The following is a 23,137-nucleotide window of genomic DNA, read 5'->3' on the forward strand; positions in this document are numbered from 1 at the left end:
GTGTGTCAATGGAATGTGCCGGGCCGTGTTGTTGACGTTGCCGATACCGAGGAGCACGCTGACTTTGTCGGCCACTCTCGCCCCGTTCGGGTGCGCCGGCTGCATTCCCGGCAGTCTCTCCTGCACATGCTGGGATGCCAGGCGGGCGTATTCCGAGGCGCTTACGTCCGCAGAGCGGCCCCGCCCTTTAGACCTGGCGGCTCTATGGCGGGGCCGCATTCTGCGCCGCTCCCCCAGCCATCGAGGCGAACTGCGCACCCATCTTGATGAGACTTTTCTCATGAATGCCTTCGCGCCGAAGTGTCCTTCTACGCTACAGAGTCCTTTGGTGGCGCGAGAGACGCGGAGGAGGCGGGCGGCTTGGACGTATGCCTTTGTGGCTGGCGAGCGGTATGCCCGCCTGGCCATCCCCACACCATGGTCTAACGCTGGGGACGACCTGCACTCAGCGCTCATCGAGTCCCTGGCGCCGCTGCGGCAGGGTGACACGGTGATGATCAGCGAGAAGGTGGCCGTGCTGCTCACCGGCCGTGCCGTTCCGATCGACAGCTGCCGGCCCGGGCGGCTGGCCCACGTCCTGGCTCGAGCGGTCCGGCCACGTCCCGGGTCCCGTGGTTTGTCGGTTCCGGAGAAGATGCAGTTCGTCCTCGGCGAAGTGGGCTACCCTCGCTTGCTGGTCGCCGCGCTGGCCAGTGCCGTGACCCGCCCGTTCGGCTTTGCCGGCGTCCTCTACAAGGTGGCGGGCTCGGTGGCTCGTGACACTGATGGCGGGCGTCCGCCCTACGAGGATCGGGTCTGCCCGCCGCTGCGGCGAGACGATGCCACCGAGCTGTGTGCTGCCCTGGATGACCTGTTGGGCGTCGGCGTGGCCGTCGTGGACCTCAACGACTACGGCGGCAGCGTCCGCGGCGTATCGCGACGCGCTCTCCCAGCGTCGATCCTGCTTGGCGCCCTGGCGGACAATCCGCTCGTCCAGCGCAGCACCAGTACGCCCTTCGGCATCGTGTGGCCGGACACACTGTCTGTGCCTGCCGCGTCGTCGGCGTCGACGCCCGAGTGGGCCTAGCTGTCGCCGGTCTGGTCCGGGCGCTCGGGCACCAGCCGGTAGCCGACGCCCCAAACGGATTCGATGCGCCGCTGGCCGAGCTTGCGTCGCAGGTACCGGATGTAGACGTCAACGATGTTGGTTCCCGGATCGAAGCCGATGCCCCACACCCGATCCAGGATCTGCTGTCGGCTGAGCACCTGACCGGCGTGCCGCAGCAGCGTCTCCGCCAGCAAGAACTCACGCCCCGACAGCTGCACGGACCGGCCGTCGACCGTGGCTTGCCGGGTGTGCAGGTTCAGCACCAGGCCGCCGTCGCCGAGGATCATGGTTTCGGGGCCGTGGACGCCTGCCGCGGGTAACCGCAGCCGGATGCGGGCCAGGAGTTCATCGAAGCGGAACGGTTTGGGCATGTAATCGTCCGCGCCACCTTCCAGGCTGGCGATGGTGTCGTCCAGGCTGACGCGGGCGGTGAGCACGATCACGGGGAGACGAACCCGGGCGGCCCGCAACTCTCGCAGCACGGTCAGGCCGTCCATGACCGGCAGCCCAAGGTCCAAGATCATCAGGTCGAACTCTCCGGTCATGGCGTAGTCCAGCGCCGAACGGCCATCGGCCACCACGGTTGGTGTCATCTCGGCGGCGCGTAGACCCTTCTCGATGACCGCCGAGAGCCTCGGATCGTCTTCGACGACAAGGATTCTGCTCATGACCACACCAGCAATTTCATTGCCCCGTTAGTGATTGCACGTCCAAACAACTTCTCGTAGTGGACGAGATGCTCAAACATAGTCGCCCCCTGGACATTCACCTGCTCGGTTGCCCAGATGCGAACGTTTCCCTGTCCGGCCAACCGAGATCCCAGCTTCGTCATGAGAGTGCTCTCACGTACGCCCCTCCGGAATGGGACAACGGCAGCGAATGGAACACCATCCGAAGGATGGCGACGCGGCCTCCGGCCCTTGCCGGGCGCCCGCTCGCCCGACGTCCCTGGCTTGGCACGGGGGCGGGCGTCTTCACGCCCGCGGGTGATGGCCAGCGCTGGACGGTGGATCGCCATCTGTCCGACCCGGGCGCTGTCAATAGGTATGCGCTTCACGTTGGATAGTGAGTCGTTCGATCTCACACCCGAGCTCGTTCGTGCCCGGCTCGTCGGGCATGAACCGGCGGACATCCACCAGTACTGGGCGGAGATCGACGGCGTGCGTTGGCCCGTCAAGCAGGTGCTCGCCATCGCGACCGGCACCCGCCGCTTCCAGTCGCAAACCGCGCGCGTGGGCACCTGGCCGGGCTGGGCTTCACGATTGGTGTCGGCTCGTCGACGATCAGCACGTCGTCGCCGTCGTCGGCACGGCGCGACTTCGATGTCGAAGCGCTCGAGGTGCTTGAGTCGCTCGATGTCAGGGTCGCCTTCACGTGGCGTCGAGCGGGCCCGATCACCCTCGAGGCGGCCGGTCTGCCATGCTTCCCACCGTTGCCGCGGCTACCAGGGCTGTATGGGTTCGACTTCGGCATCGACCACGCCGGCGTCCGCACCCTCTACATCGGCGAGTCCACGAACCTTGCGCGTCGAGGTAGCAACTACCGCAACGCCCGAACCGACCACACCCGCCAGCGGACCAGTCGGCGCATCCACAAAGAACTGGTCGCCCAGCTGTCGGCCGGTGGCGCTATCGAGTTCGCGATCGCCACCGACGTGCGACTGGGCGACGGCCAGCCGACAAACTTGCAGCTGAAGTCGGCCCGTCGACTGGCCGAGAAGGCCGCGGCGCTGATGGCGCAGACGGCGCCACGCACTCGGGTGCTCAACATCGATGCCGATTGCGGCGCAGATGATCAAAAATGAGCACGTCCGGGCGCATTTGTTCTGCCTGCGAACATGGATGTCTCGGCGCAACGTGACAAACACGCAGGCTCATCGAGCCGCGGGACGTAGACCTTCCCCGCTATCCGCGAGCTGCTACTCGCCGCCGTTGTGAGTGCCGACCCGGTATCGCGCGCGTCGGCCACAGGATGGTCTGAACCGCTGGGCTCGCCATCGGTCAGACCTTGACTGTGGGTGCGTCAGCTCTCGAGGAGGCGCGTGAGGAGGTGGAGTTGACGGTGCATACGTTGGGTGTGTGCGGTGAGGCTGTTGCGGCGGCGGGCGCGGGCGTGCCGGTTCTTCCAGCCGGTCAGGAACATGATCAGCGCTATGGCGAGTTGGCGTTCCCACGCTGCGGCACCGGCGGCGGACATGGCTGCGCGAAGTGGGTTCGGCGTCGATGTGTTCAGGCTCTGGACCGCGGTGGGCGCGGAGAGTAGAGCTTTGATCACGTCGTGGGCGATGGGCCGGTGGGCGGCGTCTTCCCAGTCGGTGAGGGCGAGGCGGCCGTCGGGTAGGCGCAGCGCATTGCCGATGCCGGGGTCGCCATGGCTGATGCCGACGGTGAGGGGTCGTCGCTCGGTCAGGGCGTCTTGGACGCGCGGCCAGGTCTGCGCCGGGTCGAGGTCGTGCGGCCAGATGTCGGCCGGTGGCTGTTCGACGAGCGCGGCGAACGCGCGCAGCGCCCGGTCCCGGTCGTGGCCGTGCAGGGGAGCGTGGTCGAGGCCGCATCGGGCCCACATGCCGGCCAGCAGGTCGATGAGCTCGGTGACGGTGGTGGCGGCATCGGCGAGGGCGATGGGGTGCGCGTCAAGCGCCTGCTCGACCACCCAGTCGGCGACAGCGCCGTGGCGCCCGAGGCTGGCGGTGCCGTGGTCGAGGACGGCGGGTACGACCAGGGCGGTCCGCCCGGCCAGGCTCGCTGCGACGCGGGCGCCGGCCACCAGCGGACTGGCCGTGGCCGGGTCGGACCGTTGCTGGACGGCGATCGTGGCCAGCGGACGACGGTTGGGTGCGCCGGTGACGAAGAAGGCGCGGAAGCGAAACTGTCCTGGGCTGCGCATCGCGCCGAGCAGGATCACATCGGCCTCCGACCAGGACCGCACCTCGCCGCCTTCGGTGGGAAGCAGCAGCGAGGCGCCGGTGCGCTGGTCGATGAACAGGCCCGAGCACGGGAACTGGCCGGCGGAGTCCAGGTCGCGCCTGTACACGACGCGCCGGTTCGCGCGGAACGGGCGGCGGCGCAGCCGGGCCCAGCCGTGATGCGGCAAAACGGCGCTATCGCGTTCCAGCCGCGCCGACCAGGCCAGCGCGGTCGCCGCCTCGGACGCGACCGTCGTCGGCGGCGTCGGTGATCCCTGTTCGGTCCGGAGCATGCCGGTCAGGTTAGGGCGATCACACCCCCACTGGCGTGCTCCATGAGAGAACTCTCACCGCCGCCTCACCCACGATATGCCCTGCTCAGCAGGTCACGCAGGATCCCGCGAGCGAGGCGACCTGAGGGAGGTCAGCCGTGACGGTGCCCAGGGCCGAGACCCGTCGAGTCGTCGATGACGTCGCCTACCCGCCGCCTGGGGCTCTTCCCGCCGACGTGCCGCGTCGCGCGTTGTAGCGACAACGCCGTGGGTCAACGCGCCACCAGCACACCGCTCGCGATCGTCCGCCGCTGTGACCCCGCAGAGCCAAGCCAACCGTCACAGCGCGGCTCACGGTGAACCCTGCGCCGGGACCGGCCTGAACCAGCATGCCGAAACAATGGCTCGCCTCGGCAAGAAGAACGAACCGGCGAGCGAAATCCTGCAGGGTGTCGCCGAGCACGCCGCCGACCAGTGGGCCGTGTCCGCGCACGCGCTCCACGACTACCTCGAGCTGCTCCGGCGTGAGGACCTGACCCACGTCGAGCAGTCCGCTATGGTCCGCGGTCTCTCCGATGCTGCTGAGGACGCCCACGGCTTGGAGTCGCTGTGGCGCCCGTCCTGATGCGGGGCAATCGACAGCGCGGGGAGGGGCCAACGGGTTGTGTCCGGGCTGAGGCGTACGGTCACCCGATCGCCAGCAGAGATCACCTGGAGCGCCGGTGGATGAGACCCTGATGGACGTGGCCCCGGGCGAGATCGGGGAGGTGATCAACGCTTGCATGGCCGCCCACGACACCCTGCCGCGATCAATCACCGCACGGCCCGGGCAAGAGGAGACGGTCGCCTTCGTCGGCGGCGGTGGTGGCGTCGTCGAGTTCGGCGTGGGCGGCGAGGAGCTCGTCGGCGTCGTCGTCGGCGGCGAGCAGGGTCTCGAAGGCGCGGGGGCGGACGGCTTCGGTGTTGTACTCTGGCGCCGGCGCCTTCCCGGACAGCGGGCGCAGCGTTGTCGACTCGCGCAGGTGTGCAAGATGCTCCAGGTGGTCCGTCCAGGCTCGGTCGAGGAAGTGGAGCCGGACGCCACGTTCTGGTTCTGGTCGCGCCGACAGTAGCCGCGGCGCCGGCGACGACATGATGGCGAGCCAGTGCTCGGCAGTGGGCCGCTCGACCCGAAACGCTCGGGCGCGTCGAGCCGGCGATCAGGAGCAACAGCGTTACGAGCCTGGTGTTCCGCGACGGGCGGGCGTAGAACCCCGAGCGGTATCGGCCAGATAGGAGCTCACGTGTCGGCGTCGATCAGGTTGATGCCTGCTTGTTCAACACGCTCCGGTTAGCGCCTTTCGGCACGATGCCGCTCGACCGCCAGAGCGGCCGTCGAGTGGTCCCGGTCCGTCGCTCACGATATGGGGGTATCTCGCCCCCCGTCGCGGTGGTATGGATGGGGTGTGAAGGACACGCTCACGCGCAGCGAGTTCGAGGAACTCGTCGCCATGTACCGCCACCAAGGGGCCAAGTTTGACGTGCGTTGGGTGCATGGCGGTACCAGCCCGATACTCGTGTTCCGGTCAGCGACCGACGAAGAACGGATCGCCCTCGAAGCCGCTGCCATGCGCGTCGTTCCCCGGACTGACGAGGCATGACTCGACGATCGCGGAATCATGCCTCTTAGCACCTCGATGAGATCGAAGCGCCTGCTTCATGTTCACGGCATGGGCTCCGGTGGGGTTAGCCGATCATGAGTGCTCTACCCGCTGGCGTGAACGGCTCGGATTCTCGCCGAGCGTGGGATCGGCGTGATCGGCATCGCCGGTAATGCGCGGCATTTCGCTGCCCGCACCCGAGTGTGTGAGCAGATCGTGCAGGCCGACGTGCACGGCGGCGGCCTTCTCGACGAGCTCCACCGCCTGTGGCCCTGGTTGGACGAACCGGCCGTGCTGTTCCCGTGCACCGACCGCGCGGTGTTGACGATCTCCCGGCATCGCGACGAGCTGAAGCAGTGGTACTGGGTGAAGGTGCCCGACGACGAACTGGTCCGCGCGCTGATCCACAAGTCCACCCTCTACGACGTCGCGCACCGCGCCGGACTCTCCGTCCCGGCAAGTTTCACTCTGCGCAACCGGGCCGAGGCCGTGCGGTCCGCCGAGTGACTGCCGTATCCGGCCGTGCTCAAGCCGTCAATCAAGTCCGCGGTCTGGAACCGTAACGCCGCCGCCAAAGCCCTCCCCGCCGCCGGACCGGAGCAACTGCTGGCCGTCTACGACCGGGTGGCCACATGGTCGGAGGCGCTGGTGGCCCAGCAATACATCGACGGCGACGACGACCAGCTGTAGACGTGCAACTGCTACTAGAACGAAGACCACTAGCCGCTGGTCACCTTCGTCACCCGCAAATGCCGCCAATGGCCGCCACACGTGGGCACGGCCACCCTCGGGGAAGAGTGCCGCAACGACGACGTCCTCGCCGCCACCCTGCAGCTGTTCGGGGCCGTGGACTTCCACGGCCTGGGCTTACCTGGAGCTCAAGCATGACGTGCGCTCCGGGCGGTACGTCGTCATGGAAGCCAACATTGGGCGACCGACCGGCCGCTCAGCCACCGCCGAGGCCGGCGGCGTCGAACTGCTGCACACGATGTACACGACGCGCTCGGCCAACCACTGCCCCCCAACCGCGCGCAACGCTATCTTGGCACCGCCTGGGTCGACCTGCGCCGCGACGTGCTCTCGGCCGGCCGCTACATGCGGCACGGCGAACTCACCCCAGCGGCGTGGATCTCCTCGCTGCGCGGCCCGAGAGTCCACGCCGTCCTCTCCGGACGCGACCCGCTGCCCTTCCTCGTCGACATCGCCCAATGCGTGCGCAAGGCAGCCCGCAGGCTGCGACGCCGAGCCGCGTCCAGAATCAGCCTGGCATCTGACGACAAGTGACTCCCCAACACCTCGGGCTGCACGGCGGCCACACGAGCGGTTCGAGCGCATGACGCGCCGTCGGCTTGCACATGTCCGGGTAGCGTCGTTGTGCTCCGCCCTGTTGCCGACACCCGGCGCAGCACGCGGCCAATGGCGACGCCGTCCGTGCCGCGGTCAGTCGGCCGATGCCGCACTATCCGCGGAGCTGGGGCTCGCCGGGCTGTGAGCGGAGCCGGCGCTGGCCGCACTGTTCGGGCTGGTCGGACTGTGCGGGCTCGGAGGGCTGGCCGGACTGTGCGGGCTGCTCGCACTCGGGGGGCTCACGGCGCTAACCGGGCTGGCCGGACTGTCGGGGCTCTCGGCGGAAGGCGGGGTGTTCGGGCTCACGGGACTGGGTGGGCTTGCTGGTTCAGGCGGGCTTGCCGGACTCACAGCGCTGGCTGGACTGCCCGGTCCAGCGGGTCTCGACGGGCTAGCGGCAGACTGCGGGCTACTGGCCGAGATCGCCGACGACGAGCCGCCCGTGCCGGTGTCGAACACCGAGCTCTCGGCCGGTCGGGGATCTCGTGAATCGGTGTGGAGCTGAGGCACGGCCACAGCCGTTCCAGCTCCGATGCCGAGCGCGCTGATCGTTCCTACAACGAGCCACTTCTTCGCAGTCGCCATGGTTGCCGTCTCCTCTGGTCAAGCGCCAGCGACCTGGCGCTAGCGATGACTCGATCCTCGCCCGCACCGATGAGGCTCCGAGGAGAACCAGGTGAGAGACCTCTCTCAGCCGTCGGTGACTGCAGACACGCAAACACCGCAGCCGATCGGCGCGACGTCTCCGCCGTCGACCGGTTCCGCGCCCGTCGGGTCATCGAGCACTCCATCCGGGTCGATCACGCGCGGCCGATCCACAAGCCGCTGCTGTGGATGGGTGACGTCGCCGCCGGACCAGTAAGCGCGGCCGCCGAGGGCGGAGACCCGACCTACCGTGTGGGCGGCGGGGTGGTCGGCGTAGCCGTAGCGGTGGTGGTCGTGAAGCTGATCGCCGGCGTCGCGGGTTCCGGGATGGCGCGCGGCCCGGGCCATGACAACCGTCGACTCGAGGCCGTCCGGCGGCCCAGCATTCGCGCGATCCGAGGAACTCCCGGCCGGCGAGCAGGATGTGGACCGCGGCGAGGCTGTCCAAGCCGATGACGGGCCCGCCTAGGCAATGTGCCGATGGAACCTGACGCTCAGCGCCTGCGTCTAACGACGAGGGTCTTTTCGGCACGGAGGTGCCCAGATGCAGACTCGCGAACATTCCGTCTACCAGCTTTGGGCAGTCATTGGCGCTGCTGTCACGGGTGCGTTGCTGACAGCGGGCTGTGGAAGTGGCGATGACTCCACTGCGGCAGCGCCAAGCAGCGAACCAGTGGTACTGCCAACTCACTCGGAGGCTTCGGCGATGGAGGCTCTGGCATCAGGCCAACTCGTGGAGCGCAGCGGCTGTATCGCGATAGAGACTGATGCTGGCGAGAACTGGCTCGTGCTCTGGCCAGCGGGGTGGACGGCCGAGCGTAGCGAGTCCGCGATCGTAATTCGTGACTCGACAGGGGTCGAACGGGCAGAAACCGGTAATCACGTTGAACTCGAAGGAGGATGGAGCGACGCATATACGCCGGACCCAGTGTGCGAGAGCCCTAACGGCGTATGGATCGCATCCGGACGGTAGTCCTTGAGTGCGCTACAAGCGCCTCGAACCCTCGCCCCGAGCCGATCACCACGGCAGCCAAATCGACGCCTCGATCGCCGCACGAACGTCGAAGACTGATATATACGATGATCGATAGGCGCTTCCATGATACGTGTCACCAAAATGCTGGCCATAGGCCCACGCGTTCCCCGACAGCGGTTCAGTGGTAATCCATGGAGCGCATGGAGGTGACGGCGCGCCCCAATCACGGGACTGGGCGTCCGGACGTATGCGCTGCCGGGCGGGCATGTCCAAGCCATGACGGTATGGCGCCGCCGCTCTGCGGAGGATCGACCATGTGCTCGCTCAGCCTCCGGCGCTGAGTAGGCAGCCTCGCTGCTGCCGACCCGTGGTGAGTGACTCGGGCTCGTAGTCCTCGTCGCAGTCCTGTGCTGCAGGCGGTCCTCGAGCTGCTGGCGATCACACGACCAAAGTTGCGAAGTGACGCCGAAGTCCGGCTTCACCTGCTGGGGCTGCGAGACTGATGTCTCGGGGTATGTCGCTCTCGACCGCTGTCCGCCGCCTGCTCCTCGGCGCGGTCGTCGACCTCGGGTGCGGACATCGCGGTGACCGCACCGCGGCTCGGCACCCATGCGGTCAGGTCGAAGGGTCCGCCAGTAGAGCACACGGACACTCCAGCACCCGCTGCTCCAGGCTAAGGCAGCCCGCATCGCGGCAGCGTCAGGGCAGGTTAGTGGAACCCGTCGGCCGGTCCCAGTCGCGCTCCGTTTCACGGGTAGTCACCCAGGCGAGGCCCAGATCGGAGTCGCAGACCAGCACCATCTCGTACGGGACGGCGCCCGGTTCGATCCCGTGGGAGATGATCCGGCTGACAGCGACCGACGAGCTAGGCCGTGACCGCGTCGATTCGCGACGCACGTGCGCATTGATCGTGGCTGCGCGCCGGGGAACGAAGCTGTCGATGGAGCATTCATCGATCCAGCGACCCTCCGACTGCGAATGATCAGATCATGCGGCCCCGCTCACCTCCCCACCGTCGACCTCGGGACGCCCCCCGGCGTCGACCGTCGCGATTGCTCCAGACGTCGCCGCATCCGGCGCAGACAGTCGACAGCGGCTGATGATGCGCACCTGGTCCTCGACCTGAGTCGGATCAAGGAGGGCCGGTGAATGGCAATCGAGTCCGGCGGTCGGCGGCGGCTGGCCGGCGTTGCCCTGGCGGCAGTTGTCGTGGTGGTGCTGATCGTCGGCGTCGCGGTGTTCGGGCTGACGCGCGGCCCGAGCGACGATACGTTCGGGTCGAGCCCGCCGACTGGGGCAGGGCCGTCGTGGTCGACGCAGGCCCGGCCGGAGCCCAAGCCGCTGCCGGACACCGCGGACCCGGAGGTGTTCGCGCGGCAGGTCGCCCAGGCGTTGTTCACCTGGGACCCCACCAGCGGGGCCGAGCCGGTCGACTATGCGGAGGTGCTGGTCGACGCGGGCGATCCGACCGGAATGGAGACCGCTGGGCTGGCCTCGGACGTGCGGTCGTACCTGCCCGCCCAGGACGCCTGGGTGGAACTGGCCCGGTACCGTACCCGGCAATGGCTGGTCATCGACACGCTCACGGTGCCGGATGCGTGGGCCGACGCCGAGGGGCAGGCCGCGCCTGGTCAGCTGCTCCCCGGCACCACCGCCTACACCGTCGCCGGCACCCGCCACCGCGCCGGGACCTGGGACGGCGACCCGGTCGAGACCAGCGAGGAGGTCGCGTTCACGATCTTCCTGACCTGCCGGCCCTCGTTCGAGCACTGCCGTCTGCTGCGGTTGTCCGAGCTGAACAACCCGCTGCGGTAGGCGCGGACTCGTCGTGGTGCGCAAGATCGTTATCGCCATGCTGGTCGCGGTGCTCGCGTTCGGGCCGGCCGTGGCGCTGCTGGGCAGCGCCGCGCTGAATCCGGCGGCGACCACGGCGTGCCTGCCCGGCGGCGAGGAGCTGACGGTCGGGGCGATCCCGGACACGCTGAGCGCCACCACCAGCGACGGGCACCCGGTCACGCTGGACCGGACCCAACTGACACACGCGGCAACGATCATCACTATCGGCGCCCGCGTCGACGGCGTCGGCCGTGACGGTGTGGTGATCGCGCTGATAGCGGCGCTGACCGAGTCGAGGCTGCGGATGCTCGCCAACACCGGCGCCTACCCGGAATCGGGTGACTACCCCAACGACGGCGACGGCTCGGACAACGACTCGCTGGGCCTGTTTCAGATGCGGCCCACAGCCGGGTGGGGCAGCGTCGCCGACCTCATGAACGCCGAGTATCAGTCGGCCGCGTTCTACGGCGGACCCACCGGCCCCAACCACCCGTCGCCGCCCGGGCTGCTGGACATCCCCGGCTGGCAGGACATGGACCCTGGCGAGGCCGCCCAGGCCGTCGAGGTGTCCGCCTACCCCGACCGGTACCGCGCCTTCCAGCCGGTCGCCGAGACCATCCTCACTACCCTCACCATCGGCAGCGGCGAGCAGCCGGTGCCGGAGGCTGGGCGGGTGGTGTTCCCGCTGCCGGCTGAGACCTGGATCAAGACCAGCGACTTCGGGCTACGCATCCATCCCATCACCGGCGAGGTGTCCTTCCACAGCGGCACCGACTACGCCGCCACCGAGGCCACCCCAATCCTGGCCGCCGCCGACGGCCGGGTCGCGTCCACCGACACCACCCCCATCTACGGCGGGCTCATCGTCATCGAGCACACCATCGACGACCAGCCCGTGGCGACCGCGTACGCCCACATCTGGCCCGAGGACATCCATGTCTCCCCCGGCCAGCTCGTGACCGCCGGACAGCACATCGGCGACGTCGGGTCCGCCGGTCAGTCCACCGGACCGCACCTGCACCTCGAGGTGCGGCCCGGCGGCCCCGACCAACCACCTGTAGACCCGGTCCCTTGGCTCGCTGGCCATCACCCCGACAGCCTCGACACGCCTGACCAGACGCCCGGCAGACCCTGCACCCCCCGGGCCGACCCGACGCCAGCTCCCACCCTGGTCGACCCGGTAGGCCGAGCACGTGCCGCCCGGCGCGCGGTCGCCGGCCGAGCCTGACCATGACGCACCGCTTCGTCGACGTGGTCCCCGACTTCGGCGGCGTAGCGGCCACTGAAGACCTCGAACAGATCATCGGCGCACTGCTGACGATCACCATCATCACCGCGGTACTCACGCTCATCGCTAGCGCCGCCATTTGGGCCATCGCCGTCGCCCACGGCAATCACCAGGCCGCGGCCCGCGCCCGCACCGGCACCCTGGTCGCCCTTGCTGCTGCCACGCTCGCCGGCGCTGCCGTCGCCTGGACGAACTGGCTCATCGACCTCGGATCGTCGCTGTGACCCGACGGAGCAGCCCAGCCCACTGCGCGCGGCGGCACGACACGCGGCGTCTCAGCGACGCCCACGGATCAGGATCTCCAAGACAAGGCGAGCATCGCGGCGCCGAGCCCCCGTGCCCGACCAGATGGCGGTCGCCACGACGGCGAAGACCAGCAAGATCCACGCGCCGACGCTCCCGACCGCGACGGCGGTTGTCACGGCTTGTCGCCGGGCACCGTGACCTGGTGGCGCAGGAACAGCCGCACACCGGGGTCATCAATTGCCTTCAGCCCTATCGAGTACGTCGGGCTGAGCCTGGAGCTGCCACCATCGAACACGCGCAGCGGCAACCCACAGCGTGGAGCCGTGAGCAGGTCGATCACGGTGGTGTGGTCGGGTCCGTCGAACCATTCGATGTGGATCTCCGCACCGTCCAGAGCTGGGTTGATCCACATGTCCACGCAGGTAGAGGGAGCGCCGTAGTGGAAGACCGCGTTCCGGCGGATGAGCCCGCTGATCAACCGAGCCACCTGTCGGCGATGTGATCCATAACGGGTGTAGAGACTGTCGAACAGGCGCAGCTGACGAAGTTCGCGGGGGTGAAGCCGTTCGGGTGACGTCCTCCACAACGCGAGATAGCCCGCGGCGTCCAGTTCGTCGGTCCATCCCGCAAGACAGCGGCGCCATCGCGCGGGCGCCGTTCCCTCGATGATGAGCCGCCCAGGACGGTCCAACCGACCTAGGGCGATCTGTCGGTGACCGACCTCAACAGGCCGTAGCCCGGGTGCTCCTCCCACTTCCGGGTCACTGGGGCGGTAGGCCGGCAGGAACCGCCGGATGAGGTCGGGCAATGTCGCGTCAGCGACCGACACCACGAGGGCATCCGAACGTGGGCTGATCCGTATAAGCCCGAAGACGTGCAACGCGGCCGATCCATCAGCTTCGGTTGACTGAGGCGAGATCCCGTAGGCGCGGGTCGCGAAGAGCTCGAACTCGAAGTCCGCTTGCGCAAGTGCCGCGTCTGGAATCCACGGCGTGCCCGGTGCCAGCGCGCGCAGTTCGTTGCGCGCACGCATCAACCTTTCACGCGTGTAGGCGCAGCGGCGCTGTGCGATGGCGATCTCGACGGCGGCAGACATGACTCCTCCAACGTGGCGCCGCCCGGCCGGCGGGTTGGTGGTCATGAATCACTGCGGTGCATCCGTCGCGTGAATCCGGGCCTACCCGGCACCCCTACGCTGGCCACGATCCGGGAAACGTGGCCGTAGGCGAAGCGATCGTTTCACGGTACCACCGGGCGTGTCGGCGCGACGTACGCATGGACGGCTGGGCACGGACGGATCTGCTCGCGCCGCCAAGCTGGGTCGGCCCATGGCGGGAACCGCGGCGCACCAGGCCGGTGTGAGCGAACCATGGTTCTTTCGAAGCGGCCCGCTGACTGGCGCCTCGGTGCTGTCCGGCGTGGGGTTGGCGCTGCGCGTGGTGTCGGCATGGGTGCCGATGGACATCAGCATCGACCCGAACAGCACCGGACTGCCCGGGATCGCCCAGCTGCGCACGATCGTGGGTGCGGGGATGACGATCGGGCTGGTTCTGTCGGTGCTGGCGTTGATCGTGTCGGCGGTGGTGTGGGGATTCGGGTCGAACAGCGCGAACCCGCACCTGGCCGGGCGGGGGAAGGTGGGTGTGCTGGTGGCGTGCGGCGCGGCGATCATCTGTGGCGCCAGCGTCACGTTGATCAATTTCTTCTGGGATGTGGGCCAGGGCATATGAGCCCCGTCGAGACCCCGACCGGGACGCGCTCCGGCGCCGGCCTACGCGCCGGGGTGTGCGATGTCCCGGTGATCTCGGCGGTGTGCGACACCGTCGGTGAGGGCGCCGCCACGCTGGTGACTGCGCCGTTCGAGTGGCTGGCCACCGCGATGGGGCAGGCCGCCGGGACGCTGGTGGAGGCGGTGTGGTCGGTGATCGACACGACCACGCTCGTCGACGTGCGCTCGCCGGGGTATCTGGCCGTCTACAACCTGCTGTTCGGGTTGGCGGTGCTGCTGACGCTGGTGTTCTTCTGCTTCCAGGTCATCACCGGCCTGGTGCGCAGGGACCCGACCGCGTTGTCCCGCGCCGGCCTGGGGGTGGCGAAGGCGGTGCTGGGCGGGTTCCTCGCGATCACGTTGACCGGTCTGTTGCTGGAGATCACCGACCAGCTGGCCGTGGGGATCGTGCAGGCCGCGGGGACCTCGATGGCTGAATTGGGTGAGCGGGTGGTGCTGCTGACCGCCGCGCTGGCCACCGTCGACGCGACCGCGGCCGGGATGAGCGTGGTCATCGTGCTCGTGCTGTCCGGGCTGGCGATCGTGGCCGCGGTCGCGGTGTGGTTCTCCCTGTTGATCCGCAAGGCGCTGCTGTTGGTGGCGATCGTGTTCGCGCCGGTCGCGCTGGCCGGGTCGTCGTGGGACGCCACCCGCGGATGGCTGGCCCGCTGGGCCACGTTCGTGGTCGCGCTGATCGTGTCCAAGCTCGTCCTGGTGGTGATCTTCCTGGTCGCCGTCACTCAGGTGAGTTCGCCGATCGAGGGGGATCTGGCGTCGATCTCCGACCCGATCACCGGGGTCGCGCTGCTGATGCTCGCCGCGTTCGCGCCGTACCTGAGCTACAAGATGATCTCCTTCGCCGGGATCGACGCGCACCAGGCCACCGCCAGCGAGCAGGAGGCGAAGGGCGCGGTCCTGCCCCGCCCGGCGATCATGGCCGGTCTCGGCGGCCGCACAGCGGCCGCAATCCTGACCAACCGCCTCGGCGGGTCCGGCCGTGCCGCTCAGCAGCAGGCGGCGCGACCCGGCGGCGGCGCGTCCGCGGCCGGTGCTCCAGATCGGGCTTCCACCAGCGTCGGTCCCGGCGGTACCGCCGCGGCAGCGCCAGGACCAGACGGTGCGACGCAGACCGGACCGGCGAACGAGCGCGGGTCGGCGGGAGGCGGCCCCGCCACCGGCAACGACGCCAGCGACGAGCGACGACCCGGAGGCACCGACAGAACGGGCGAGACCGGCGATGGCGCAGCGGGGCCAGACAGACCGAGCCACGGGGAGCCCGCCGACCGGCATCGCGGACAACCGGCGCCGGGACCGGCCGGCTGGCATCCCGCGGGCCGGAACCCCGGCGATGCGGCCGGGCCGGCCGGCTGGCACCCCGCGAACAGAGCCGAGCCGGCCCGACCCGACGCGGGCATCCCAGCGGCGTCAGACGCCAGCGACGGAGGCTCGAGCGGGTCGAAGATTCCGGCTGCAGGACCACCAGCTGGTCGTGACCCGGCGCCGCAAGTGCTGCCCGACCTATCTACAGGTGGCGAGGGCTCCCGATGACCGGGCAAACTCCCGACAGCGGCGCAGGCCCAGCGCCGGTGTCGTTCTCCCGGCTGTCGCGTCGCGGTGTCCTGCTCGGCCTTTCCCTGCCGCGACTGCTCGCCGTCGCCGTCAGCGTGGCAACGATGGTGACCGCGCTCTACCTCGGCGGAGGCACCCTGCTCGCGCTCGCCACGCCGGTCTGGGTGGGCGGTTTGGTGCTGGCATGGGTGCCAGCCGGCGGGCGGACGCTGGTCGAATGGATCCCGGTCACCGGACGGTGGGTCTGGCGCGCGAGTGCCGGCCAGCTGGTGTACCGGCGCCGGGTTGTGCGGCCTCGTCCGGCCGGGACCCTCGCGCTGCCCGGCGACGCGGCCAGCCTGCGCGAGTACGTCGACCCCACCACCGGCACCGCGATGATCCACGACCCGCACGCCCGCACCCTGACCGCCGTCTGCCAGATCGAACACCCCTCGTTCGTGCTGCTCGACGCCGCCGAACAGCAACGCCGCGTCAACGCCTGGGGAAGGGTGCTGGCGACCTGCTGCCGGTCCGGGCGGCTCGCCACCCTCCAGGTCTGCGAACGGACCCTGCCCGACAGCGGCAGCGGCCTGTCCGACTGGTGGCAACGGCACGGCAGCGACGACGACTCCTGGGCCGCCACCACCTACCGCGACCTGATCGCGCGCGCCGGCCCCGCCGGCGAACGCCACGCCACCACCATCTCCATCGCCCTGGACCTCGCGACCGCGGCCCGCCAGATCCGCGCCGCAGGCGGCGGCCTGCGCGGCGCCGCCGCCGTGCTGCGGCAGGAGATGACCACCCTCACCGCCGCCCTGCGCGCGGCCGACCTCACCCCCACCGGATGGCTCGACCCCGGCCAGGTCGCCGTCATCCTCCGCTCCGCCTACGACCCCGCCGTCGCGGCAGCACTCGACCGGCACGGCCACCTCGGCCACGACCTGGCCACCGCCGGTCCGGTCGCCGTCACCGAAACCTGGGACCGCCTGCACAGCGACACCGGCCACCACGCCGTCCTCTGGATCAGCGAATGGCCCCGCACCGCGGTCTACCCCGGCTTTCTCGCTCCGTTGCTGCTCACCAGCAACACGCGACGGACGCTGTCGCTGCTCTACACACCCGTGCGCGTCGACCAAGCCGCCCGCGACCTACGACGCCGCCGCACCGAACACCTCTCCGACGCCGCCCACCGGGCCCGGCTCGGTCAGATCGACGACCCCGCCCACACCGCCGAGTACCACGACATCCTCCAACAAGAAGCCGAGCTCACCGCCGGGCACGGCATCCTCCGCTACACCGGCCTCATCGCCATCACCGCCACCACCCCCGACCAGCTCGACACCGCCATCGCCGACATCGAACAAGCCGCCATCCAAGCCAGCTGCGAAACCCGCCTCCTGTCCGGACAACAAGCACAAGCCTTCACAGCGGCGGCACTTCCCCTTTGCCGATCGAGCTAACCCCGTACTCCCACGACCTCGACGTCCGATCCACACACCCGGTCGACGCATGCCGTGCCTTAGCGAACCTCCTCTCTGGGGCGGCCGCAGCTCATAGCGACGACACAGAACCTCGACACTGGGCCGCAGCCGTCGATCACTCCGCTGTCGTGGCAACCGGAGACACCCATTGCAATCACGGCACATCTCGCGTAGGTTGATTCAACCTAAATTGCATGGGGGGCGACATGCAACGTGCTGTATTTCTGCTTGCGCTCGGCGGCGCCACGCTTCTGATCGGCATCGTTACACCGGCGCCATCATCCGAGAGTGACGTGCAGTCGAATGAAGACGAGGCGGTCCTCGCCGAAATCCTGGCGGACCCGGAGATGACCATCTCGGACGAGGAATGGGCAAGACGCCAGGCATCAGGATCCCTCGAACAGTCCATCAGTTCCCGGTTCCGATCAAGCGGCATTCAGATCGCCTACACCCAATGGAAGAGCGACGAGGCGACTCAGGTTGTCGGAGTGAAGCGATCTCCGGAGACAACCGAGGATGAATTTGCAGAATTCCAGTCTGCAGTTCTGGATCACTTCAATGGCCTAGGCGTGACAATCGAAATTGCGGAAGCACAACACACGTCGGACGAGTTGCTCGCCGCAGCGGATACGCTGTTCGCCGAGAAGGATTCGTGGGCGAGAGGTTCAGTTGATCAGATCATCGGAGCTGGGCCAGATCCAGTAAATGGCGAGGCTATCATCTGGGCACTTACGGATGTTCCGGATGCCATCATCGAATCGGCCTCACTGATGGTCAATGTGCCGGTTCGTGTTGAGATTACAGAGCGCCCGACCGACGCAACTCGATTCGTCGACACGTCACCCTGGACCGCCGGAAATGCCCTGACTCATATCCCAGCTAATGCTGGCACTTCGCGTCATCACTGCAGCGAAGGATACGCTTGGCGACGCTGGGACACGGGCGTGGTCCATGCCGGGTCGGCGGGCCACTGCTGGGGTACAGGAACCAGCGTGTACCAGTCCACTTCTGATCAGCGCATCGGGTACGTCAATCATCGCTCCCTGCACAACTCGACCGCTGATGCGCTGCTCATTCTGCTTCGGTGGGGCATAGCCGACAACAGCGTCTGGGTCACCGCGCTCAGCGGAGGAACCCTTCTTCGCGAGGTGGTGGCCGTCGATCCAGAGCCCGACGACAACATAGGCGCGACTGTGTGCGCAAGTGGAGCGACGACCCTCCGCAGATGCGGTGAGATCGCGCTGCGGAATCAGACAATCACAACGGAAAGTGGTACCGTTTTCCGACTCACCTGCGTCCGGATGGACCGCACGATAATAGGTGGCGATTCCGGCGGCCCCATACTGAGCACGCTCTCTGGATCAGGCAATGTCGTCGCTTACGGGCAGATCAAGGGATTCGGCTTTCCTGGCGGTGACTGCGCGACGTTCTATTCGACAGTGATCAACATTTCAGCGGAACTTGAGGCGACGATTCTGATCAACTAGCGTCGACCTTTTGGCGATGCCGCTAACGAACCAGCGTGTCGCCTTCGACTGCAGCGAACGTATTGCTCAGGGCGCACATATGATCCGGTGGATCGGCATCCGAGCCGCCGCCCAAACCAATAGTGTCGCCCTCAACCGCGACGACGTCACCGTCTGAATCGCGCAAGACTGCGAGGCCATCCTCTCCGTGGCTGGCCGACCAGCCGTGCGGCCAAGTTACCGCGACGACCTGGCCCGCACTAAGCCCACTGCCCTCGTCTAGGGCTAGACAGCCATCTGCGGTTACCACGAGGCTGCCCCAGAGTCGGGCACCATCGTGTGCCTGGGGTGCCCCCGGGTCCTGGGTCATGAGCTGCAAAGGCTCGGCATCGGTGGTGGTACGGATGTCGGACTCGGAGTTCGAGTCGCCGAGGCGGCTAGCGACGATGATCGCGACGAGAGCGACCAGAGCAGTAAGGACTGTTGTGGCGACAGCTGTGCGTCGCGCGGATCGCTTAGCTTGGATTGGCATGGGCGCCTCCTGGATGCAGGCCAGGTCTGCATGATCGTAGCCGTCACAGCGACCCGCCGTTCGAACCGACAGTGATCGAGCGACGCACAGGCACCTTTAGAGTACTCGTTTTTGTCCATCGCGGGAATCTATGAGTGTTGGGCTGCCAAGAACCGTGACGTGACGCCGGCATCGACCAATGGCTTGCATGTCGTCGGCTCGGTATGTGTGCCCGGGCGCGATCATGGCCGCGGCGGGCCGGGAGCCGACGATGAGGGGCCCGCGCAGGCTCGATGCGTGAGACGCTGGTCTGGCAGTGCAAGGGCGGAGGGGTCACCGTGGACGAGCGGCCGATCAGGGACGGCGCCGAGCGGCTGACCGAGTTGCGCGCGGAAGGCATCCCGGCCGAGGTCGACGAGCTCGCCCAGGCGGTGCGCGGACATGCCGATCAGGTGCGGCGGCCGGTCGAGCAGCTGCATGATCGTGCCCTGGCTGGCAAGCTGGACGAGCTCTTCGCGGGGATGCTTAGGGACGTTCAGTCCCTGGGCGACGCGGCCGGCGCGGCTGCGGGCACGGCCGCGAGTGAACTCACCGCGCTGCTCCGGCCGGCTCTTCACATCTCGAGCAGTGCACGCTCGGACCGGCCGATCCTGCGCGACCCGCCCGCGGACCGGCACATCGTCGTCGATGAGCATGCTGAGTACACCACCGGCGTCTACGGTCGGATCATCACCGCGCGTGCCGCGCTCGATGAACGTCCATCGGCGAAGCGGAACAAGCGATCTCAGACGCTCCTGCGCGGCAAGGTCGACGGCGATGATGCGGGCCATCTGATCGGCCGGGTGTTCGGGGGCATCGGGTACGAGCCCAACCTCGTCCCGATGGAGGCCTACGAGGTCAACCGGGGCGCCTACCGGAGGCTGGAACGCAGATGGGAGCGCGCTGTCCGCGCGCACAAGGCGGTCGACGTGACGGTCATGGTCACCTACACCGACGACGGGACACGGCCCGCATACTTCGAGATCGAGCACGAGATCGACGACGAGATCAAGACACTGACGATCATGAACACACCAGCACAGCGACAGGAGTCCGGCGAATGAGTCTCACCATCGACGACCGACTGCGCGACATCGCCGACGCCGCACGGCGATCCGCCCCCGATGGCTGGCAGCGCATCGTCGTGCACGCCGAGGCGCTCGCCGACGAGGTCGAGATCGGCCTGACCGTCACGCTGGGCGACGGCAGCACGACCAAGAAGGTCCGGCCGGAGAGCGGTCTCGGCGCCACGGTCGGCGAGCTGCGCCGCGAGATGTATGACCCGGGCAGGGGGGGCTGGTACCTGGCCGACTTCACCGTCGTCGGCGTCGACGTCACGACCACATTCGACTACGACACCTGCCCGTTCGGCGGGCTGATCGACGACGATGAACCGGACAGCGAGGCCGACGCCGACCCCGAGGACCTCCTCCGGGACCACGAGATGTACCCGCGGCCGGCCGACCGGCTCCCGGCCTGGCATCCAGCCAGTTAACGAAGAGAACCGGCTGTGGGCGAGCCCGGACGGGCCTGCCCACCATCCTCACCGCCGCTCCGTGCTCCGTTGACACGGTGTCCGCCGGTGCCGTGTGCGGCTGAGGAGCCCACATCGTCAACGAGCCTGCTCACCCACACCTGACGGCCTGACGCGAACAAACCTGCATCGACTGGGGCACTCGGCGCACCTGTTCCTCGACTGTCCGAGCGATGTCGAGGGGTGCTGGGTGATGGCGACTTTTGAGGATCCGGTGAGGGATGCGCTCGAGGCGCGTGAGGCGTTGCGGGGCTTGGCGTATGCGACAAGACACCCGCCGAACCGCATCGAGGCCTACCAGACATTGGAGTCACTGCACTGGGCGGCGAGCGCGTTGCAGACGACCTTGGAGCAGATGGCGGAGGCGTATCGGGGGTATGCGGGGACGGACACGCTGGTGGGCGGTGACGCGGCCGCGGGGGCGAAGGAGTCCAACAAGATCGGCAGCCGGCTGAACAAGGCGTCACGCAATATGCGCCGGGCCGCGGAGCTGTTGACCGAGGCGTGGAACCTGGACGGACACACCGACCACGTGACATCGCCTCCACCGGGCCGAACAGCGTGGCAGTTCCCGGTCCCGCCGCCGTCGCCCCCGCCATCGTCCCGGCCGTCACCGAGCCGTCCCGGCGCGCCGTCGGCCGATCGTGGCGGGCTGGGCCTGTGAACCGCCCGGTGGACGGTCCCAGCGGTGAGGGCCGGGTGCATACGGCGGTGCTGGTGGACCCGCACGGGCAGCCGCGGCGGGTCCGGGCGGCGCGGCGCCGGGCCGCGGCCCAGCGGACCGCGCAAGCCGCGCGGGAGCGCCGCGACGCCGAGCGTGCCCGGGCTGAGGCACTGCGGGCAGAGGCGGCGGTGCGGGTGCTGCCCCGCTCGGGTGAGCCGGGGGCGGCGGCGTTGCGGACGCCAGGCCGGTTGCGGTTGCCGCGTCACCAGGACACGTCGGCGACGCTGGCCGGCGCGTACCCGTTCCTGGCCGAAGGCGGTCTCGGCGCGGCCGGAGTGTTCGTCGGGCAGGACCTCCACAGCGGCGGCTCGTTCGTGTATGACCCGTGGGTCCTCTACGCGCGTGGGGTGCTGACGGCGCCGAACGTGGTTGTGGCGGGGATCGTCGGGTCGGGGAAGTCGTCGCTGGCGAAGTCGCTGTATGCGCGGTCGATCGCGTTCGGGCGTCGGGTCTACGTGCCCGGCGACCCGAAGGGTGAGCACACTTCGGTGGCGCAGCTGGTCGGTGGCCGCGCGATCGTGCTGGGGCATGGCCTGTCCGCGCGGCTGAACCCGCTCGATGAGGGCTACCGCCCATCCGGGATCGCCGACGTCGACTGGGTCGCGCAGGTGACGGCTAGGCGCCGGGATCTGGTCGGCGCGCTGGCCGAGACCGTGCTCGCGCGGGCGCTGACGCCGGTCGAGCACACCGCCATCGACGCCGCCCTCACCGCCGCGGTCGCCGGGTCGCAGGTGCCGGTGCTCCCGATGGTGGTCGACCGGATCCTGACCCCCGACCCGGAGGCCGATGCCCGCCTCGCCGACGACGGCCGCCACGTCGGGCACGCGTTGCGCCGCCTGGTCGCCGGCGACCTGGCCGGCTTGTTCGACGGCCCGTCCACGGTGGCGTTCGATCCGTCGCTGCCGATGGTGAGCCTGGACCTGTCCCGGGTGGCCGAGAACGCTGCGCTGGTGTCGGTGCTGATGACGTGCGCGTCGGCGTGGATGGAGTCCGCGCTGCTGGACCCAGCCGGCGGGCAACGCTGGGTGATCTACGACGAGGCGTGGCGGCTGATGGCGCACCCGGCGCTGCTGCGGCGGATGGACGCGCACTGGCGGCTCGCCCGCCACTACGGCATCGCCAACATGCTGATCTTCCACAAGCTCAGTGATCTGGACACCGTGGGCGACGCCGGCAGCGCGGCCCGGGCGCTCGCGTCGTCGCTGCTCGCCAACGCTGAGACCCGCGTCATCTACCGGCAGGAAACCGACCAGCTCGGCGCCACCGCCCACACGCTCGGGCTGACCCGCACAGAACAACACCTACTCCCCACCCTGGGCACCGGGCAAGGACTGTGGCGCATCGCCGACAGGTCCTTCGTCGTGCAGCACCAACTGCACCCCGCCGAGCTGCAGGCGTTCGACACACGGGCACGGATGGGCGTCGTTACCCGTGAGTTCAGGAATTCTGAAGGCGATTCGACGGTGAACTCACGGCACTGACGAGCGTTTGTGTGGTGCAGGGCACGGGGGTTAGATGATCTCACGTCAGCGCATCGGTGCGGGGCCATGGGGGTGTTCGAGGCGTTGGCTCGCGGCTGAGACGCGCGCAGTGGCGGGTGTTGCGCTGACTAGGTTGTTCTGCGTGCAGGACGTCGTGGTGGGCTTCGTGAGCGGGCTGCTTGTGGTGGCGCTGACGACTCCGGTCGGGATCTCGGGTGCGGCGTTCTTGTTGCCAGTGCAGATGCAGATCCTGCAGGTGCCCAGCCCGCGGGTGACGCCGACGAACCTGCTGTTCAACGTGGTCTCCGCGCCGGGGGCGCTGCTTCGATATCGGGGTACCAGG

At 68.6% G+C, this 23,137-nt stretch carries 22 protein-coding genes; 17 read left to right on the top strand and 5 right to left on the bottom strand.

Annotated elements, in window-relative coordinates; translation table 11 throughout:
* Positions 1–493 precede the first annotated feature (493 nt).
* Entirely contained in the window at positions 494–1,066 is a 573-nt protein-coding gene (locus tag BLV05_RS26725; protein ID WP_082155792.1) for a hypothetical protein, read from the top strand.
* Here the strand turns inward: BLV05_RS26725 and BLV05_RS26730 are convergent.
* Complete coding sequence (locus tag BLV05_RS26730) at positions 1,063–1,755, bottom strand: response regulator transcription factor (protein WP_046772439.1); 693 nt, start codon at positions 1,753–1,755, stop codon at positions 1,063–1,065. The two genes, BLV05_RS26725 and BLV05_RS26730, sit on opposite strands and share 4 nt — an antisense overlap.
* A gap of 497 nt (positions 1,756–2,252) precedes the next feature.
* On the opposite strand from BLV05_RS26730, the gene BLV05_RS26735 reads away from it, so the two are divergent.
* The gene (locus tag BLV05_RS26735; RefSeq protein ID WP_152691088.1) at positions 2,253–2,891 is read left to right on the top strand and encodes a GIY-YIG nuclease family protein; all 639 of its coding nucleotides are present in this window, start codon (positions 2,253–2,255) and stop codon (positions 2,889–2,891) included.
* A 218-nt stretch (positions 2,892–3,109) separates the two neighbouring features.
* On the opposite strand, the gene BLV05_RS26740 is transcribed toward BLV05_RS26735, so the two are convergent.
* A complete protein-coding gene (locus BLV05_RS26740; protein WP_046772421.1) occupies positions 3,110–4,285 on the bottom strand; it encodes an aminoglycoside phosphotransferase family protein in 1,176 nt (391 codons plus the stop codon).
* A gap of 292 nt (positions 4,286–4,577) precedes the next feature.
* Between BLV05_RS26740 and BLV05_RS26745 the strand changes: the two genes are divergently transcribed.
* Positions 4,578–4,889, top strand: coding sequence for a hypothetical protein (locus BLV05_RS26745; RefSeq protein WP_152691087.1), 312 nt, complete (start codon positions 4,578–4,580; stop codon positions 4,887–4,889).
* A gap of 184 nt (positions 4,890–5,073) precedes the next feature.
* Here BLV05_RS26745 and BLV05_RS38770 read toward each other — a convergent pair whose 3' ends face one another.
* Positions 5,074–5,397 carry a hypothetical protein gene (locus BLV05_RS38770; RefSeq protein WP_082155788.1) on the bottom strand — a complete coding sequence of 108 codons (324 nt, stop codon included), beginning with the start codon at positions 5,395–5,397 and terminating at the stop codon, positions 5,074–5,076.
* 312 nt (positions 5,398–5,709) lie between these two features.
* Here BLV05_RS38770 and BLV05_RS26755 point away from each other — a divergent pair, with 312 nt between their 5' ends.
* The 3 genes from BLV05_RS26755 (at position 5,710) to BLV05_RS36130 (ending at position 6,594) form a co-directional block, all read left to right on the top strand.
* Complete coding sequence (locus BLV05_RS26755) at positions 5,710–5,904, top strand: hypothetical protein (protein WP_046772418.1); 195 nt, start codon at positions 5,710–5,712, stop codon at positions 5,902–5,904.
* 153 nt (positions 5,905–6,057) lie between these two features.
* Positions 6,058–6,411, top strand: a complete 354-nt coding sequence (locus BLV05_RS26760; RefSeq protein ID WP_152691086.1) for a hypothetical protein — start codon at positions 6,058–6,060, stop codon at positions 6,409–6,411.
* Between the two features lie 15 nt (positions 6,412–6,426).
* Positions 6,427–6,594: a hypothetical protein gene (locus tag BLV05_RS36130; RefSeq protein WP_157524321.1), complete on the top strand. Its 168-nt coding sequence runs from the start codon at positions 6,427–6,429 to the stop codon at positions 6,592–6,594.
* Between the two features lie 1,347 nt (positions 6,595–7,941).
* On the opposite strand, the gene BLV05_RS26775 is transcribed toward BLV05_RS36130, so the two are convergent.
* Complete coding sequence (locus BLV05_RS26775) at positions 7,942–8,244, bottom strand: hypothetical protein (RefSeq protein WP_046772415.1); 303 nt, start codon at positions 8,242–8,244, stop codon at positions 7,942–7,944.
* 1,777 nt (positions 8,245–10,021) lie between these two features.
* Between BLV05_RS26775 and BLV05_RS26780 the strand changes: the two genes are divergently transcribed.
* Genes BLV05_RS26780 through BLV05_RS26790 form a run of 3 tightly spaced genes read left to right on the top strand, consistent with a single transcriptional unit; the run spans position 10,022 to position 12,220 of the window.
* Positions 10,022–10,687: a hypothetical protein gene (locus tag BLV05_RS26780; protein ID WP_046772413.1), complete on the top strand. Its 666-nt coding sequence runs from the start codon at positions 10,022–10,024 to the stop codon at positions 10,685–10,687.
* A gap of 16 nt (positions 10,688–10,703) precedes the next feature.
* Positions 10,704–11,936: a M23 family metallopeptidase gene (locus tag BLV05_RS26785; protein ID WP_197683336.1), complete on the top strand. Its 1,233-nt coding sequence runs from the start codon at positions 10,704–10,706 to the stop codon at positions 11,934–11,936.
* Positions 11,937–11,938: 2 nt separating this feature from the next.
* Positions 11,939–12,220, top strand: coding sequence for a DUF6112 family protein (locus BLV05_RS26790; RefSeq protein ID WP_046772412.1), 282 nt, complete (start codon positions 11,939–11,941; stop codon positions 12,218–12,220).
* Between the two features lie 194 nt (positions 12,221–12,414).
* On the opposite strand, the gene BLV05_RS26795 is transcribed toward BLV05_RS26790, so the two are convergent.
* The gene (locus BLV05_RS26795) at positions 12,415–13,338 is read right to left on the bottom strand and encodes a hypothetical protein (protein WP_046772411.1); all 924 of its coding nucleotides are present in this window, start codon (positions 13,336–13,338) and stop codon (positions 12,415–12,417) included.
* Positions 13,339–13,699: 361 nt separating this feature from the next.
* Between BLV05_RS26795 and BLV05_RS26800 the strand changes: the two genes are divergently transcribed.
* From BLV05_RS26800 to BLV05_RS26830, 8 genes are all read left to right on the top strand, one after another.
* Positions 13,700–13,972 (top strand): DUF6112 family protein, encoded by a 273-nt coding sequence (locus BLV05_RS26800; protein ID WP_046772437.1) that lies wholly within the window; start codon positions 13,700–13,702, stop codon positions 13,970–13,972.
* On the top strand, positions 13,897–15,558 hold the full coding sequence (locus BLV05_RS26805) for a conjugal transfer protein TrbL (protein WP_157524323.1): 1,662 nt from the start codon (positions 13,897–13,899) through the stop codon (positions 15,556–15,558). Before BLV05_RS26800 ends, BLV05_RS26805 begins: the two co-directional genes overlap by 76 nt.
* Positions 15,555–17,018, top strand: a complete 1,464-nt coding sequence (locus BLV05_RS26810) for an SCO6880 family protein (protein ID WP_046772410.1) — start codon at positions 15,555–15,557, stop codon at positions 17,016–17,018. The genes BLV05_RS26805 and BLV05_RS26810 overlap by 4 nt, the downstream gene beginning before the upstream one ends.
* 227 nt (positions 17,019–17,245) lie before the next feature.
* Positions 17,246–18,526: a chymotrypsin family serine protease gene (locus tag BLV05_RS36135; RefSeq protein ID WP_157524325.1), complete on the top strand. Its 1,281-nt coding sequence runs from the start codon at positions 17,246–17,248 to the stop codon at positions 18,524–18,526.
* Between the two features lie 783 nt (positions 18,527–19,309).
* On the top strand, positions 19,310–20,119 hold the full coding sequence (locus BLV05_RS26815) for a DNA/RNA non-specific endonuclease (protein WP_046772409.1): 810 nt from the start codon (positions 19,310–19,312) through the stop codon (positions 20,117–20,119).
* Positions 20,116–20,550 carry a hypothetical protein gene (locus BLV05_RS26820; RefSeq protein WP_052763104.1) on the top strand — a complete coding sequence of 145 codons (435 nt, stop codon included), beginning with the start codon at positions 20,116–20,118 and terminating at the stop codon, positions 20,548–20,550. The genes BLV05_RS26815 and BLV05_RS26820 overlap by 4 nt, the downstream gene beginning before the upstream one ends.
* A 253-nt stretch (positions 20,551–20,803) precedes the next feature.
* On the top strand, positions 20,804–21,253 hold the full coding sequence (locus BLV05_RS26825) for a hypothetical protein (protein WP_152691084.1): 450 nt from the start codon (positions 20,804–20,806) through the stop codon (positions 21,251–21,253).
* 8 nt (positions 21,254–21,261) lie between these two features.
* Positions 21,262–22,794, top strand: coding sequence for a TraC family protein (locus BLV05_RS26830; protein WP_046772434.1), 1,533 nt, complete (start codon positions 21,262–21,264; stop codon positions 22,792–22,794).
* The last annotated feature ends 343 nt before the right edge of the window (positions 22,795–23,137 follow it).

This window comes from Jiangella alkaliphila (genome assembly GCF_900105925.1).
Classification (GTDB): Bacteria; Actinomycetota; Actinomycetes; order Jiangellales; family Jiangellaceae; genus Jiangella; species Jiangella alkaliphila.